13 protein-coding genes are annotated in these 16935 nt (G+C 46.6%); 6 read left to right on the forward strand and 7 right to left on the reverse strand.

What is annotated here, in order from left to right:
- Position 1: 1 nt before the first annotated feature.
- A complete protein-coding gene (locus RHEIN_RS04105) occupies positions 2 to 598 on the forward strand; it encodes an FMN-binding negative transcriptional regulator (protein ID WP_008897711.1) in 597 nt (198 codons plus the stop codon).
- Positions 599 to 710: 112 nt separating this feature from the next.
- Here RHEIN_RS04105 and RHEIN_RS04110 read toward each other — a convergent pair whose 3' ends face one another.
- Positions 711 to 899: a hypothetical protein gene (locus tag RHEIN_RS04110; protein ID WP_008897712.1), complete on the reverse strand. Its 189-nt coding sequence runs from the start codon at positions 897 to 899 to the stop codon at positions 711 to 713.
- Between the two features lie 295 nt (positions 900 to 1194).
- On the opposite strand from RHEIN_RS04110, the gene RHEIN_RS04115 reads away from it, so the two are divergent.
- The gene (locus tag RHEIN_RS04115) at positions 1195 to 1623 is read left to right on the forward strand and encodes a hypothetical protein (RefSeq protein WP_008897713.1); all 429 of its coding nucleotides are present in this window, start codon (positions 1195 to 1197) and stop codon (positions 1621 to 1623) included.
- A 137-nt stretch (positions 1624 to 1760) separates the two neighbouring features.
- Here the strand turns inward: RHEIN_RS04115 and RHEIN_RS04120 are convergent, their stop codons facing one another.
- The 4 genes from RHEIN_RS04120 to RHEIN_RS04135 form a co-directional block, all read right to left on the reverse strand.
- The gene (locus tag RHEIN_RS04120; protein ID WP_008897714.1) at positions 1761 to 2633 is read right to left on the reverse strand and encodes a 3-keto-disaccharide hydrolase; all 873 of its coding nucleotides are present in this window, start codon (positions 2631 to 2633) and stop codon (positions 1761 to 1763) included.
- A 152-nt stretch (positions 2634 to 2785) separates the two neighbouring features.
- Positions 2786 to 6025, reverse strand: coding sequence for a S41 family peptidase (locus tag RHEIN_RS04125; RefSeq protein WP_008897715.1), 3240 nt, complete (start codon positions 6023 to 6025; stop codon positions 2786 to 2788).
- A gap of 103 nt (positions 6026 to 6128) precedes the next feature.
- Complete coding sequence (gene ltaE, locus RHEIN_RS04130; protein WP_008897716.1) at positions 6129 to 7205, reverse strand: low-specificity L-threonine aldolase; 1077 nt, start codon at positions 7203 to 7205, stop codon at positions 6129 to 6131.
- A 91-nt stretch (positions 7206 to 7296) separates the two neighbouring features.
- Positions 7297 to 7893, reverse strand: coding sequence for a LysE/ArgO family amino acid transporter (locus RHEIN_RS04135; protein WP_008897717.1), 597 nt, complete (start codon positions 7891 to 7893; stop codon positions 7297 to 7299).
- A 110-nt stretch (positions 7894 to 8003) separates the two neighbouring features.
- Here RHEIN_RS04135 and RHEIN_RS04140 point away from each other — a divergent pair, with 110 nt between their 5' ends.
- Positions 8004 to 8888, forward strand: a complete 885-nt coding sequence (locus tag RHEIN_RS04140; RefSeq protein WP_008897718.1) for a LysR family transcriptional regulator ArgP — start codon at positions 8004 to 8006, stop codon at positions 8886 to 8888.
- A gap of 112 nt (positions 8889 to 9000) precedes the next feature.
- On the opposite strand, the gene RHEIN_RS04145 is transcribed toward RHEIN_RS04140, so the two are convergent.
- A complete protein-coding gene (locus RHEIN_RS04145) occupies positions 9001 to 11166 on the reverse strand; it encodes a prolyl oligopeptidase family serine peptidase (RefSeq protein ID WP_008897719.1) in 2166 nt (721 codons plus the stop codon).
- A 250-nt stretch (positions 11167 to 11416) separates the two neighbouring features.
- On the opposite strand from RHEIN_RS04145, the gene RHEIN_RS04150 reads away from it, so the two are divergent.
- Both RHEIN_RS04150 and RHEIN_RS04155 read left to right on the forward strand, forming a co-directional pair.
- A complete protein-coding gene (locus tag RHEIN_RS04150; protein ID WP_008897720.1) occupies positions 11417 to 12514 on the forward strand; it encodes a dienelactone hydrolase family protein in 1098 nt (365 codons plus the stop codon).
- A 262-nt stretch (positions 12515 to 12776) separates the two neighbouring features.
- A complete protein-coding gene (locus RHEIN_RS04155) occupies positions 12777 to 14174 on the forward strand; it encodes an alpha-amylase family protein (RefSeq protein WP_008897721.1) in 1398 nt (465 codons plus the stop codon).
- Positions 14175 to 14207: 33 nt separating this feature from the next.
- On the opposite strand, the gene RHEIN_RS04160 is transcribed toward RHEIN_RS04155, so the two are convergent.
- Positions 14208 to 15110, reverse strand: coding sequence for an AraC family transcriptional regulator (locus tag RHEIN_RS04160; RefSeq protein ID WP_008897722.1), 903 nt, complete (start codon positions 15108 to 15110; stop codon positions 14208 to 14210).
- 224 nt (positions 15111 to 15334) lie between these two features.
- Here RHEIN_RS04160 and RHEIN_RS04165 point away from each other — a divergent pair, with 224 nt between their 5' ends.
- Positions 15335 to 16873 (forward strand): S10 family peptidase, encoded by a 1539-nt coding sequence (locus RHEIN_RS04165; RefSeq protein ID WP_008897723.1) that lies wholly within the window; start codon positions 15335 to 15337, stop codon positions 16871 to 16873.
- Positions 16874 to 16935: the final 62 nt, after the last annotated feature.

Here is a 16935-nt window from a genome sequence, read left to right on the forward strand (position 1 = left end):
TATGTATTTACCTAAACACTTTCAGAGCGACGATTTAGATCAGATCCGCTCTTTTTTACAGCAGCATTATTTTGGTTTGCTGTTGAGTAACAGCCCGGATTTGTATTACAGCCCCTTGCCATTTTTAATGGACTGGCAGAACGATCATCTGACTGTATTTTGCCATCTGGCCCGCAATAATCCGCAGTTAAAGCAGCTCAATGAACAGCAGGTGCAAATTGTGATTATGGGGCCTCATGCTTTTGTCGCAGCTGACTGTTATGGCGATGAGCAGGCTGTTTCAACCTGGAACTACAGCCTGGTTGAACTCAAAGGTACAGCTTTTACTTTAGATACAGAACAAACTCTGGCTTTAGTACGAAGGCAGGAAAGTTTTTCCGCACCAGACATGCTGCAATCTGCGGATTATCAGCAAAAGCTGGTGAACGGCATTTGTGGGGTGCGGATAGAAATCAGCAGCGTTGTTGGGAAAATGAAACTCTCGCAGAATAAATCAGCAGAACAGCGGCAAAAAGTCGGAGACTATTTACAGGCGACGGAACAACCTCAAAGCGTCTGGCAACTGATGCAACAGCTGGCTTTGTATCAAAAAAACTGACAGCGAAAAACAAGCAAAGCAGAAGACAGCTGCGGGTTCATTGTAAAACTGTCAACTGCCTTGCTTGAGTCTGGCTAAAATCAGAACTACAGATGAGTGGTGACACATCGGCCTAGTTATAACCAAGCTCAGCACAGTGATCTGTAGTGAAGTCAGGACTTTTGGATTTCACAGGCTCTGACTCAGCATCACTCCAGACTAAACTTAAAGCCCGGCGCTCTTGCTGGGTTAAATCTGTATCGTTCTTAGTGGCGTCAAAGGTAAAGGGTTGCGCACTTTTCTGTTGTTTGATTGCACTCATAGGATGCACTCCTGTCTTTTTACTTAAGCTAATACCTTATGGTATTGAGACTGCCCCGGGGTAATATCTAAACTTCATTACAGCCCCCACTAGCAGGTGGATTTTTAGTTTGCACCTGTAAATATGAGCCTAAGCTGAACTGTACGCTCATTTTTCAACCTGTTCATTTCAGGGCCTGACCTTTCCAACAATGGCTTTAAACAGCAGTAAGCTGCCGTTCAGTTACCAAAGGTACACTGCGGCCTTATGTGAACCGGGCAACTTCCGGTCTGTGTTTTAAAGAGGGATCATAACAATGAAAATTAAATTAACTCTGGCCACCTTAGTAGTCGCAACAGTATTCGCAGCAGGCGTTGCTCAGGCTGGTGAATTTGTGCCAGCCGCAGGTTTTGGCTCTCAGTACGGCGACTTAGGCGGTAAATTTATGTACCGCGAAGATAATATGGCTGTTTATGTGGGTGTAGGTATTGGCGGCGCAGCTGTAGGTTTTCATATAGCACCATCTGCTGGTAGTCAGCACGTATTTGGTGCTCAATATGCTTCAGGCTCTGATGTGTTTGATAGCAAATCTTTATTGCTGGCCACTTATGATTACCACTTCAGTGGTTTTAGCGGTCGTGGCTGGACTTTAGGTGGTGGTTTAGGCACAGCAGATTACGATGGTGGCCGTCGTGATGGCGACAGCAGAACTGTCGCAGTCTTTAACGCTGGCTATAAATTCTGACGTTCTTGTTCGACTAGCGCATAAAGTTGAGGCAGCCATTTGGCTGCCTTACTTTATTCGCCGCCATCCATGGCGCTCACCCTTCGGGCCAACGCTTCGCGTTGTTAAAAAACATTCCCGATGTTTTTTTAATCCCATTACAAAAACAGCTTGCTGTATTCTGCCGGCATTTGCTCTAAAGGCTTAATTAGTATGCCTTTATAGAACAGTTCTGCTGCTTCACTTTGCAGCTGAATTTTGCCTTCAATTAAAGGTTCAGTTTTGCCTTCTGGCGTGACATATCTGGAGTTACGCAACACCATCACCACATGGCCATTCACTATATGCAGGCTTTGACCTTCAAAAGTGATCAGTTCCAGCGTATTCCACTGCCCTGCCGGTTTTTCATGATTGTCTTTACGCAACACAAAGCCCTGCAGCTCTTCGCCTTTGCCCACTTTTATAAAGGGCTGAGTCTCATCGGCCACCGCATTCATAATTGACTCAGGTAAAAAAGCTCTGACATCAATAGCCGAGGTTGCTTGTTGCCAATAATCTCCGTTATGACCTTCCATGATTTGAAATTCCTGCGACAACATCCAGGTGCGGAAATACTCCTGACCATGTTCACCATTGGCATGATACAAAATACCGCTGTCTTTGAGTTTATTCAGACGTGGTGGCCATTTTTTATCACCCCAACGAAATTGCAGTTTTAAGTGATAATTTTTATAGGATTTTTTACTGGTCACAGCACCATAAATTTCACCACTGACTCTCAGCACTGGCTCATTGTTTTCTTGCTGCATAGTAAAAACTTTATGCTCGTCATTGCCCTTATTTAAACCTATAGGAGCTATAGGATTTCCCTGTTTATCTTTAGGCACAGAACCATCATAAGACTCTTTATGTTTATAGCTTAAGTAGGTATCCCACTGGCTCAGATCTTTATCCAGTAAGGGTTGCCAGTCAGCAGCTACAGCTGAATAACTGCACAAGACGATAGAAAAACACAGGAATTTAAGTTTCATAGCTTTTATCCAATAGTGAACGATTTCAATTGGATACCAGTTTAAACGCAAAATGTAAAGGCTTACATTTTGTAGCAGGAACAAAACCTGTTACGTTTTTTCGTAATAAGGGCTGAGTCTTGGCTCAGCCCTTAAAGCGATAAAAAATATCGTTACCAGTTCAGCTTTTGTGCGTCTTTGGCAATGCCCGGCTTTAAAGGCTCTGCTTTTAGTTCCGGCACAGCCTTTTGCTGCAGTTGTTTTTGCAGCAAACTGATGGCATAGGACAACTGCGCGTCCTGACCATTGAAGCTGGCATAAGGTAAGTTATCGACCATCACATCCGGGCTCACGCCTCTGCCTTCGATAATCCAACGGCCATCTTTATCAAACTGTGCTGTTTCAGCCACACGGGCCACCCCCATATCAGCTAATAAATTACGACCTGATAACCAAACCCCCGCTCCTGCGGTTTGCTGCCCAACTACAGGGCCTAAACCCAAACTTTTAATACCGGCGGCAAAAGTTTCACCATCTGAATAAGTCAGTGGGTCGGTCAGCACCACCAACTGGCCACGGAAACTTTGTTGCATATTGCTATAAGCTTTGCCCTGAGTTGGTTGCCAGAACGCCCAAACCCGGCGTAATAACTTTTCTATCACCCAACTGTCGATATTGCCGCCCCTGTTGCGGCGCACATCAATGATCAGGCCGGGTTTATCCACATTGGCATAAAACTCGCGGGCAAAGTTGCTGATGTCGCTGGCTGTCATGGCGTACAGATGCAGATAACCCAGTTGCTGTTTACCTTGTTGCTCCACCTGTTGTTTTTTCTGCTGCACCCAATGCTGATAACGCAACATTTGCTCTTGTTGCGGGCTGACTGGCACTACAACTTTTTTCAGGGCTTTGCCATTTCGCTCTAACTGCAACAGCACTTGCTGACCTTGTTGTTGTTGTAAAACCTGATGTAAATCCAGCACTGAAGCTACAGCTTTACCATTCACTGCCCGCAAGTGATCGCCGGTTTTCAGTTCCACTCCGGCTTTGTTCAGCGGACTGGCAATCGAAGGTAAGTCAGGGTCAGTTTGATAAATAGTCTGCAGTATTAACTTGCCATCCCGGCTGACAAATTCGCCTCCCAGACTGGCGGCTTTGCTGCTTTCGCTGGCTTTGGCATAATCGCCGCCCCGCACCTGCGAGTGCAATACAGACAACTCACCAATCAGCTGTGCCAGTAAATCATCCAGCTCAAATCTGTCGGTTACCCTTTCCAGCAAAGGCTGATAGCGTCTTTTGGTGGTGCCCCAGTCAACACCACGCATTGCCGGGTCAAATAAAAACTCCCTGTGCATCAGCCAGGCATCATGGAACATTTGTTGCCATTCAGCTTTTGGGGTGACGGTCAGGCTGATTTTATCAATGGCCCAGGGTTCAGCTTCTTCGCCTTCTGGCGCTTTAGCTGCGGCTGAACCTAAGAAAAATCTATACTTTCCAGGCTCTGTTTCGTACTGCAAAAACAGCGATTTACCATCAGCGCTACTTTGTATGGCCCGAACTTTACCGGCAAAACTCAAGAGCTTTTTGTTTTCCGGCTCTATTTTTAAGGCCCGCACTGAACCCGCATCCCCACTGTGTTCAAATTCATGCAGGTATAAATAATCAGAGCTGACCTGCAGTTTCTGATAATTTCCTGCTGCCGCCGGTACTTGCCATAACTGCCCTGGTAAGTCTTTCAATGGAACAGTTTTACCCTGGCTTTCAAGCCCGGCGGTTAATTCAGTTTCCGCATCAAAAGGAAATTGCGCAGAAGTGGTTAACGCATAAGCAAATACCTGGGCTCTTTTATCAAAAGCGGGTCCCATATTTCTGTCCCCCCAAGGTGAACCTGGGGTAGCCTTTAACTCGCGTTCGGACAAAAAGTACAGCCAGTCACCATCAGGGTGAAAAGCCGGGCTGTAGGAATTGTATTTATCTGTAGTCAGCAGTTTTGCCTGTTGTTCTTTCATCGAATACAAGCCAATTTGCTGACGGCCAGTGCCATCTTGTTCTGCAATAAAGGCCAATACATTGCTGGAACTGTTCCAGACCATATCGCTGTAAGGGCCTAACCCAAAACCAGTTTTGTGGACCAGTTGATTGCTTTGGGTTTTCAAATCGAACACCCAAAGCTGGCCTTGTTTGTCATCATGGGCCAGATAACGGCCATCCGGCGACAAGGCTAAATTCCAGCGAAAACCACGACCGTCTTTGGTCAGTTGTTTGCCTTTATCCGAACCATCTGCAGCATATTGCCAAATTTCAGGTTCACCGGATTGATCCGAAATCAGATACACCCATTTGCCATCCTGACTGATCACAGCGCTGCGGGCCCGGGCCGTTTCAGGCACAGCCAGTTCAACAATACGTTGTGGCGAACGGGATAACACCTGCACTTTGCTGCGAAGCGTCAGGATAAGTTTTTCCTTGGCAAAGCCAACAGAGCTGGAGGTTAAATACTTCAGAGGTTCAGTTAATAAACGCTGACGTTGCTGCGGTGAGTCTGTCACCAAAGCAGGAGTTTGTGTGCTGCTTTGGCCTGAGCTTAAATCCAGCAGTTTAATATCTGCCCCTAACTGATAGGCCACTTTGCCTTGGTCAAGACGGGCAGAACGTACGGAAAAATCCTGATGTGTGGTCAGCTCTTTAAGCTGTGTAGAAACAGGATCGTAAGACCATAAATTAGCATTGCCCCCTGCGTCACTGACCAGCACCAGCTGTCCTTGCCAAAGCATAGGATTACGTAAAGAGCCCTGATGATCTGCCAATAAGCGTTCTGCTTCGAGCACTGACCCCAGTTTCCAGCGCCACAACTGGCCTTTAGCTCCGCCCTGATACTGACGGGCGTTATCGCCGGTCAGTTGCAAACCGTAGCGGATAAAATAAACATAACCATTTTGCTGATCCAGCACTGCTTCAACTGCATCCAGCAGCGGCAAAGTTTCGGTTTGCTGAGTGTCTATATCCATCAGCTTCAGCACCCAGCTGTTTACCGGGCCTGTCATGGCATCAGTGCTGTACAGCAATTTGCCATCCAGGCTCCAGCCTTGCAGTTTTACTTTGGCATTGTGTGCTGTTAAACGCTTCGGCGAACCGCCTGTTAAAGATAAATAATAAATATCCGGGGTCTCGTCATAAGCCGCCACATAAACGACGGCTTTACCGTCAGGGGTAAATAGCGCCTGAGTTTCTTCGGCTGGATGTGTGGTTAAACGTTTGGCATCGCCACCGTTAAGTTGGCTTAGCCATAAATCACCTTCGGCAGTAAATACCAGTTGATCGTTTTGCAAAGCAGGTGAGCGGTAATAAGCAGCATCGGCATAACTGCTGGCAAAAAGAGCGGCGGTCAGACAAGCGACTAAACTGAGTTTCATAGATGGCCCCGGAGTTTTTGTTTTTTAGTTTGGCTTTACCTTATCAGCTTCAACCAAAAAAAAGCAGAGGGGGCCGCCTCAGAAATCAGTCAGTTAATCCCAGTCAGCCGCTGAAATTTTTTACCGCAGCCAAGGTCTGTTCAATATCTATTGTTTTGATATCCAGATGAGTGACCCAACGTACTCTTTTGTAGTTCTGATCGGCTTTGTTGTAATTACTGCTGGTCAGTTTTATGTTTTGTGCCGCCAAATAAGCCAGTAAAGGCTCTGCCACTTCAACAGCTATATCGGTAAATAAAATATTGGTATGAACAGACACCAGTTCCAGCTTGCCTTTGAGCAGTGGATGTTCAGCGGCAATATGCTGTAAACCATCAGCCAGTTGTTGTGCATGCTGATGATCCTCTGCCAGACGCTGAATATTATGCTGAAGAGCATATAAACCGGCTGCCGCTAACACTCCAGCCTGACGCATGCCACCGCCCAGCATTTTCCGAAGTCGTCTTGCCTGCTGAATAAAAGCATGACTGCCCAGCAGCAAAGAGCCAACAGGTGCCCCTAAACCTTTGGATAAACATAAAGAGAGCGAATCAAAACCAGCACAAAGTTGCCGCGCTTTTTGGATTGGATCTGAATCATCTGCCGTCGCTAAAGCCACTGCTGCGTTCATTAAACGGGCACCATCTATATGGCACTTTAATCCCAGCTCTTTAGCCAAAGCAGCGACTGAATTCATATAGGCCAGCGGCAATACCTTACCGCCTGTGGTGTTTTCCATCACAATCAATTTAGTACGGGCAAAATGTGGGTCGTCTGGTTTTACCGCAGCTCTAATATGCTCCAGTGCTAAAGTACCATCGGCTTGATGCTCAAGAGGCTGAGGCTGAATAGAACCTAACACCGCCATACCACCCCCTTCCCAGCGATAGGTATGCCATTGCTGCCCTACTATGGCTTCATCACCACGCTGGCAATGCGCCATCAGGGCTATTAAATTGGTTTGAGTGCCACTTGGCGCAAATAAAGCCGCTTCAAAACCTAAAAGTTCGGCCGCATAACGCTGCAGCTGGTTCACCGTTGGATCATCCTGAAATACATCATCACCCAAAGGCGCGACCAGCATAGCGGCTTTCATTGCTTCGCTGGGTTGAGTCACTGTGTCGCTACGAAAGTCTGTCATCTGGTGTCTCCTGAAATCTGACCTCTATCAGACCTGATCAAAGACAGCTCTGCAAGGGTGACACAACGGCTTTTCCCTGCCAGATATCGCTTTAAAAGGCCAGCTTCAGCGCTATGCCAGATAAAATCAACGCCACTACAGCATCAAACAAGCACCAGCGCAGTGGCGAACTCAGCCAGACTTTCAGCCTTGGAGCTAAACCTGTTAAGGCACTGAACCAACACAATGACGCCAGACAAGCGCCGACGGTAAACCAGAAAGGTTGGGCCTGAACAGACCCCACACTGCCAATCAATACCACTGTATCCAGATACACATGAGGGTTTAACAAAGTAATGGCTAACGCAGTGACTGCTGTTTTTGGCCAGCTACGCACTTGCACTTCAGCTTTTGCAAGCAAAGCGCCTTGCCCCTGCCAGGCCCGTTTTGCAGCTCCAAAGGCCAGCCACAATAGCATCGCAACACCAGCCCAGGTCAAAACTGGTACCAGCGGAGGCAACCACAGCTGGATCAACTGCACACTGTAAACTCCAACAACAATTAACGCGGCATCACATAAAATACAAACTGCAGCTATCACCAGCCGGTTTGCACCCGCCATGCTTTGGCTGAGCACCCAAATATTTTGTGCACCAATAGCCACTATTAAACTTAAACCCACAGTAAAACCGGTAAAAAACGACAGCATATTATTCGCCCCAAAAAAGCCATTCACTCCGTAAAAGTAGTAGCGCCAGCTTACCCAACCGACTTACCATGAATCCAACGAATAAATTTTATGCACCATGAGAAAAACTGATGATTGACTATCGCTTATTACAGGCACTTTCTGCAGTAGTGGAACAAGGTGGTTTTGAACGGGCCGCTTTGGTGTTGCATCTAACTCAGTCGGCCATCAGCCGGCGGATTAAACAGCTGGAATCTGTATTGGGTCAGCCAGTGTTGTTACGCAGCAGCCCGCCGGTGCCCACAGCTGCAGGACAACGTTTGTTAAACCATTTACAACAGGTGCGGCAAATGGAAACCGCTTTGGGATTGATTGACGATCCACAGGATCTGGTGGTGCGACTGGCCACCAATGCCGACTCTTTAGCCACCTGGTTACCCGAAGCTTTGGTCTTGCCTGAACAACAGGCGGTGCGTTTTGATCTGGTAGTGGAAGATCAGTCCGTTGGTTTAAAACGAATGAAACAAGGGGATGTAATGGCTTGTATCTGTGCCAGCCCTCAGCCAGTGAATGGTGGCGCAGTGATGGCTTTGGGAGCGCTGCGATACCGCGCTGTAGCAAGCCCGGCTTTTATTCAGCGTTATCAGTTAACTCAGAATTTAGCAGCTCAACTTAGCTTGGCCCCTTGCCTGGTATTTAATCAGGATGACCAGTTGCAGCATCAGTATCTGCGGTATGTAGCACAAGCAGTGCCGCAACGTTTTCATTTGTGCCCTTCGTCTGAAGGTTTTTTAAAAGCCACATTAGCCGGATTAGGTTTTGGTTTATTGCCAGAACTACAAATGCAGTCACAGCTGGATAGCGGTGAACTGGTGGATTTAACCCCAGGTTATTTTCTGGATACAGAGTTGTATTGGCATTACTGGCAAAGCGAAAGCCCGCTAATGTATCAGCTAAGACAAAATGTATTGCAGGTGGCGGGCAGGTTTTTACATCAGTCAGGTAGAAACCAATAAAAAAACCAGAATTTTCAGGCTCTGGTTTTTTCTGTTTACACAAAAAAGCTACACGAAACCGTAGGGGCAAGCAGCAAAGTCAACCACGCTGCGGTTTCAAGAACCAAAGGTATTAGTTCTTAGGTAACTCTTTCACACCCATATTAAACAAAGTAAAACCAAAGATATCCGCAGCTAACTCAATTTGCTTGGATACCGGCACACCAGCGCCGTGACCTGCATTGGTTTCAATGCGGATCATCTGTGGGTTAGGACCTGTGGCTTTAGCTTGTAACTCAGCGGCAAACTTAAAGGAGTGCGCTGGTACTACACGGTCATCGTGATCGCCTGTCGTTACAAGAGTTGCAGGATAAGCAACACCTTCTTTGACGTTATGCACTGGTGAGTAGCCTTTGATGTAGTCGTACATCTCTTTGCTTTGCTCTGAGGTGCCGTAGTCATAAGCCCAACCTGCACCAGCAGTGAAGGTGTGGTAACGCAGCATATCCAGTACACCGACCTGAGGAATGGCAACTTTCACCAGATCAGGCCTTTGTGTCATTACAGCACCTACTAACAAACCACCGTTAGAACCACCACGGATGGCCAGTTTGTTGCTGGAAGTGTACTTTTCAGCGATCAGGTATTCACCAGCGGCAATAAAGTCATCAAACACATTTTGTTTTTTCAGTTGAATACCGGCGTTATGCCAGGCTTTGCCGTATTCACCACCACCACGCAGGTTAGGCACAGCGTACACGCCGCCCATTTCCATCCATACCAGGTTGGCTACGCTGAAGGCTGGAGTCAGACTAACGTTAAAACCGCCATAACCGTACAACATGGTTGGGTTAGAGCCATCCAGTTTGATGCCTTTTTTGTGGGTGATCATCATCGGCACTTTAGTACCGTCTTTAGAGGTATAAAACACCTGCTTTGACTCGTAGTCGTCACTGTTAAACTTCACAGCAGCTTTGTAATAAGTGCTGGTTTCGCCGGATTTTGGCTCAAAAGCAAAAGTACTAGGTGCTGTATTGTAGTTCGTGAAGCTGTAGTACAAAGTGGTGTCTTTCGTTTTGCCACCAAAGCCAGACACAGTGCCTAAGCCTGGAAGCGTCACATCACGCACCAGTTTGCCGTCATAGTCGTATTGTTTAATCTGAGAGATCGCATCCACCATGTAGTTGGCGAATAAGAAACCTGCACCTTTGCTGACATCCAGCACATTGGCCGTTTCAGGGATCACATCTGTCCATTTGTCCGCTTCAGGTGCTGTCGCGTCAATTTTGATCAGTTTTTTATTCGGTGCATTTAAGTTGGTCACAAAATACAACGCATCACCACGGCTGTCGACAAACTCAAAGTCGGCATTGCCATCTGCGTACAAAGTGACAAAAGCGCTGTCGGCTTTGGTTAAATCTTTCAGGAAGACTTTGTTGCCAGAAGTTGCGTTAGCGGCAGAAACAATCAGGTATTTGCCGTCGTCCGTTACACCACCACCGACATAACGGTGTTTTTCAGCGTCAACACCACCAAACACCACTGGATCGTCTTTTTGTGCAGTGCCTAACTTGTGGTAATACAACTTGTGTTGATCAGTTTTTGCAGAAAGCTCACTGCCTTCCGGTTTGTCATAGCTGGAGTAATAAAAACCTTCGTTACCTTTCCAGGACACGCCACTGAACTTGACGTCTACCAAGGTTTCTTCAATTGGTTTTTTAGTTTCAGTATCGATGATGATAATTTTGCGCCAGTCGCTGCCCCCTTCAGAGATGGAGTACGCCAACGTCTTGCCGTCGTCAGAAAAAGACACATCAGCTAAAGAGGTAGTCGCATCAGTGCTGAAGGTATTTGGATCTAAAAAGACTTCAGCTTCGCTATCGCCTTTTTTACGGTACAACACAGACTGGTTTTGTAAACCGTCGTTTTTAAAGAAATAAGTGTATTCGCCTTCAATAAAAGGTGCGCCTACTTTTTCGTAGTTCCACAGTGCTTCTAAACGTTGTTTAATCTGGTCACGGTAAGCAATCTGGTCCAGGTAAGCAAAAGTCACTTTGTTTTGCTCTTTGACCCAGTTGCCTGTCTCGCTGCTGCGGTCATCTTCCAGCCAGCGGTAAGGGTCTGCCACTTTTTCTTCAAAATATGTATCTACTACGTCACCTTTAGCGGTGACAGGATAAGTAAAAGGGTGAGCGGCCTGAGTTTCTGTCATAAGGGTATCTTGTTTTTTTGTGGTGTCACTTGGTTGGCCACAGGCTGTTAACAAAGCCAATGCCACTGCGCTTAATGCGTATCTCATCTATCCTGTTCCCCGGATGTTATACCCTTCGCAGTGGAAGCAAGTGCTTCACTGACAAATGGGTGAGTGTTAATAAAATTCGATGCCGAGCATAACAAAACTGCCAGATCAAAGCACCCCTTTGAACCAAGGCTTTCAAAAGACGCGACTAATCACCAGAGCTGTGCGGTTTATGGAATTTCCTGCCAGAAATTTCACCTGAAGCTTTACCTTCCTTTATGCTGAATAAAAGACTGGTGGAGTAAGACTGATGTTCAGAATAAGTGCGTTGTTGTGGCTGGGTTTAGCGGTATTTTTTGCGTATGCCGATATCACAGTACCAGTAAACCCTACCCCCACTTATCCGGGCAGTTGGCAAGCCTCAGTACCAGTGCAGCATTGGCAACAGCAGCAACGAAAGTTTTATCTGGATGCCCTGCTCGCTCCGGCAACAACCCCTCTGGCTGAGGCACAAATGCTGCAGCAGGAAGACAGAGGACGTTATCAGGCAGAACTATGGCAAATCCCGTTAAGCAGCATCAGTCATACTAAAGCATTGTTGCTGACACCTAAAAATCAGCCGATTAAAGCCGCTGTGTTGTTGCTGCATGACCACGGTGCTTATTTTGCCATTGGTAAAGAAAAAATGATCCGGCCTTTTGTTGATTCTGCTGTTAAAACAGAAGCGCAACACTGGGTCGACAAATACTATGGTGGCCGTTTTATTGGCGATGATTTGGCAGAGCAAGGTTATCTGGTGCTGGCCGCTGATACCTTAGGTTTTGGCGAACGTGGGCCTGTGTTGTACGAACAACAACAGCAGTTAGCCGCTAATTTGCTGGCAACAGGGCATTCGCTTTCTGGTTTGTCGGCCTATGAAGATATGCAGTTAGCTCAGTTTTTAGCGCAAAGACCCAATGTGCCCAAAGGTAAAGTTGCTGCTATCGGCTTTTCGATGGGGGCTTACCGGGCCTGGCAGGTGGCAGCTTTGTCAGAGCATATTCAGGCCGCTGCGGCTATTTGCTGGTTTAATACCTTTGAACAGCTGCTGCAGCCCGGCGCAAATTTGACTAAAGGCCAGTCGTCTTTTTATTTACTGCATCCGGGCTTAGCCCGTCAGTTGGATCTGGTGGATCAGGTGAGTTTAATGGCGCCCAAAGCCTTGTATTTAATCAATGGCGGGCAAGACCCGCTGATGCCGGTGCAAGGGGTGGTAGAAGGTCACAGCCAATTGAAAAAAGTCTGGCAAGCACATCAGGCTGAACAGGCATTACGCACTGAGATCTGGACTGAAGCCCGCCACGAATTTAACAGAAAACAGCAACAGCAAGTCTGGTTATGGCTGGAACACTGGCAAAAACAGCACTAAAACAGTGCGGTTTAGCACCAAAAAAGTGCCATTTTGCACTGAATACGTATGCATTTATTAAACAATCATGTCATTTTGTTTACAAAACCATCAACTACTCATAACTTTTATCTGTCACCTGTGCATAGCGATGATGACCCGCAGGGAGAGCTCCGGGGACAAAAGCGAATAGCATTATAAAAGCAGCCATACACCCACAAGCCATCCAGGCCAGGGTTGATGAGCATGACGATAAAAAGAAGACAATGACAGGGTAAAACGAATGAAATTATCACTACAAGCACTGTTGGTGGGCTCTGGCTTACTGGCAGCAAGCTCAGCTCATGCCGATGTAATTTTGCATGCATTTAACTGGAACTACAGCGAAATCACGGCTAAAGCCACTGAAATTCAGCAAGCTGGTTATAAAAAGGTGTTGATAGCGCCGCCGATGAAATCCAGCGGTAATGAGTGGTGGGCCCGGTATCAGCCACAGGATTTACGCTTAATTGACCATCCACGCGGCAATAAACAACAGCTGCAAACTCTGATCCAAACTCTGACCAGCAAAGGCATTCAGGTCTATGCAGATGTGGTGCTGAATCATATGGCAAACGAAAGTGCACAGCGCAGCGACCTGAATTATCCGGGTTCAGCTGTGTTAAGCAGTTATCAGGCAAACTGGACTTATGCCAATAATCAGAAATTATTTGGTGATTTAAGCCAAAACTTCCTGTCCGGATCAGACTTTCACGCTCCGGCTTGTATCAGTAATTACCTGGATGTGTGGCAAGTGCAGAATTACCGCTTGTGCGGTGGCGGCGGTGATGCAGGTTTACCCGATCTGGACAATAACAACTGGGTGATCAGCCAGCAGCAAGCTTACTTACAAGCCCTGAAAAATATGGGCATTAAAGGCTTTCGGGTGGATGCAGTCAAACATATGAGCAATGCTCATATCAACTCTGTGCTGACGCCATCTATCATCAGCGGCATGCATGTATTTGGCGAAGTTATTACCTCTGGCGGTTCAGGTAATCAGGAATATGAGCTGTTTTTAAAACCTTATCTGGACAATACCAGCCACAGTGCTTACGACTTCCCGCTTTTTGCCTCTATGCGTAATGCCTTTAGTTTTGGCGGTTCGATGGATCTGCTGGTCGACCCTGGTGCTTATGGCCAGGCATTGGCCTGGAATAAAGCTATCACTTTTGCCATTACCCACGACATTCCAACCAATGACGGCTTTCGTTATCAGATCATGAACAGCACAGATGAAACTCTGGCGCATGCTTATATTCTGGGCCGCAACGGCGGCACTCCGATGATTTATTCGGATCATGGTGAAACCGCTAATTTAGATGGTTATCGCTGGCAGGATTTTTATAAAAGAGCCGATATTAAAAACATGATCCGTTTTCATAACAGCACTCAGGGCAGCGGTATGCAGGTGCTCGGCAGTGGCCAGTGTTTCCTGCTGTTTAAACGGGATAAAAAAGGCATAGTGGGCATTAACAAATGCAATACGCCACAAGAGTACTGGGTAGATACCTACGCCAATGAACTGAACTGGTATGTGAATTACACTGATGTGATTAGCGGCAACAGTTTTCAGGTCAATACGCAGTGGTTAAAAGTTACTATACCGGCCCGCAGCGCCCGGATGTGGTTACAGCAATAAGTGGATCAGGGTCAGAGCACAAGCTCTGACCCATTAACCGCCCTGCAAACGCACTCTTTCGATATCTGCTTTTGGTGGTGCACCAAATAAACGGCTGTACTCACGGCTAAACTGCGACGGGCTTTCATAACCCACTTTATAACTGGCGGTGGCTGCTTCTACCCCTTCGTACAACATGATACGGCGCGCTTCATTGAGCCTTAGTTTTTTCTGATACTGCAAAGGTGACATGGCAGTGACCGCTTTAAACGCCTGAAATAACGCAGATTCGCTTAGATGCACTTCGTCGGCTAAATCTTTGATCCGCAACGGCTCGTTGTATTTTTTCCGCAGTATTTCTATGACTTTACTGATGCGATGCCCCTGACTGTCCAGCAGCATAAAGTCACGTAACTGACTGCCTGAATCACCCAGCAATAAACGGTATAAAATTTCGCGTTTCAAGAGTGGATACAAGACTGGAATATCGGCGGGCTTATCCAGTAACTGCATCAGACGGCTAAAGGCAGACAATAAGCTTTCGTCCACCCGCCCTACACTCATCGCTTTTACCTGCGCTCTACTGCGCTCTACCCTGCCGCCTAAATCTATAACCAGATCGGCCAGCTCTTTTAAGTCGATGGTCATACGAATGGCAAGATAAGGTTTGTCGATACTGGCTTTTGTGACTTTGCCACTGACAGGTACTGTTACAGGCACCAATAAATAACTTAAAGGGTCATACACAATACGTTCATTATTCAGATACACCTCTTTTTCACCCTGCAACATCAGGCACAAAGAGGGTTCATATACCACAGGTGTTACTTCTGTGGTCACGTCAGTACGATATAAAAACAGCTCAGGAATTGGAGTTTCTATGCCGCCATAGCCTGGCATATGAGGTAAAACCTGGGCTTTTAGCTGCTCAAGTTGCTGTTCTATTAAATTGCTCACACTAAAACTCCTCTGAACCTCTGTAAACCCAGTATAAAAGCAAAGTAATACAGCTGCATCAGCCAAAGCAGGCCGCTGGACTTTCAGGCAAGAAGTGTGGAGCAACAGACAAAGCACAGCATCCCAGGTTCAGGTGAATTAGTCTCAAGCCGGGTGGTTATTTTACTTGCTCTGAGTTAAACAGTAGGCTGAACTAAAATAACAACAGTAAAATCAGGAAATTTATGAAAATTAGTCCACTCCTGGTGCTCGGCCTGTGCCTGAGTACCATCAGTTTAAGCTCAGCTGTTCAGGCAGACGAAGCTAAAACCGCAAAAAATGCGTCGATTCAAATAGATGCAGACTCAGTGGTGGTTACCGACCATAAAACCACTGTATTGGATCAAAGCTTTAACTACAAAGCCTACACTGGCACTCAGCCGGTATGGAATGAACAAGGCGAGCCTACCGCTGCCATTTTTTATACCTATTATGAACGTCAGAATGTAAAAGACAGAAAAAGCCGTCCTTTACTGATTTCTTTTAACGGTGGCCCAGGCTCTGCGTCTGTCTGGATGCAAATTGCGTACAGTGGCCCTAAAGCCCTGAATGTAGATAGCGAAGGTTACCCCTTGCAGCCTTACGGCGTAAAACAAAACCCTTATTCAGTGCTCGATACGGCCGACATTGTGTTTGTAAACCCTGTGAATACAGCTTACTCCCGCGTATTGCCGGGCAAAGATGGCAAAATGCCAAGCCGTGATGAGCAGCAAAAAATGTTTTTTGGTGTAAACGCCGATATCAAATATCTGGCCGAGTGGGTCAATACCTTTGTTAGCCGCTACAACAGATGGGAATCACCTAAGTATCTGATTGGCGAAAGCTACGGTACCACACGGGTTTCAGGTTTAGCTCTGGCGCTACAAAACCAGCAGTGGATGTACTTAAACGGCGTAGTGCTGGTGTCTCCCACTGACATAGGTATTAAACGTGACGGCCCTGTCGATGTTGCCAACCGCCTGCCGTATTTTGCGGCGACAGCCTGGTATCACAAAGCACTCAACAGCGAATTTCAGCAAAAAGATTTACTGGATTTTTTGCCTGAAGTGGAAGCTTTTACGCTAGACACCTACCTGCCCGCTTTAGCTAAAGGCAATTCATTACCTGAAGCTGAAAAACAAAAAGTTGCAGAGCAAGTCGCCAGATATTCAGGTTTATCAGTCAAAGCTGTACTGCAAAATAACTTAGATATTGATAACAACTTTTTCTGGAAAGAATTACTGCGTGAACGCGGCCAGACCGTAGGCCGTTTAGATTCCCGTTATTTAGGCATAGATAAAAAAGAAGCAGGTTCAGCACCGGATTACAACGCCGAACTAACCTCATGGCTGCATTCTTTTACCCCAGCTATTAATCATTACCTGAAAAACGAGCTGAAGTACAAAACTGACATTAAATACAATATGTTTGGCAACGTGCACCCTTGGGACAGAAGCAATGACAATACAGGTGAAAACCTGCGTCAGGCTATGGCACAAAACCCCTACCTGCATGTGATGACTCAGTCGGGTTACTACGACGGCGCGACCAACTATTTTGATGCCAAATACAATATGTGGCAGTTGGACCCAAGCGGCAAAATGAAAGACAGATTAAGCTTCAAAGGCTATCGTAGCGGTCATATGATGTACCTGCGTTATGACGACTTACGTCAGTCGAATCAGGATTTACGTGACTTTATCAAAGCCACTTTACCTAAGCCGGATCAAGCAGCTAAGTATTAATCGGCTGTAGTGTGCAATCGCCGCGAAGCGGCATTGCACCATCAAGCAGTCAATCACAACCA

The organism is Rheinheimera sp. A13L, assembly GCF_000217935.1.
Taxonomy (GTDB): domain Bacteria; phylum Pseudomonadota; class Gammaproteobacteria; order Enterobacterales; family Alteromonadaceae; genus Pararheinheimera.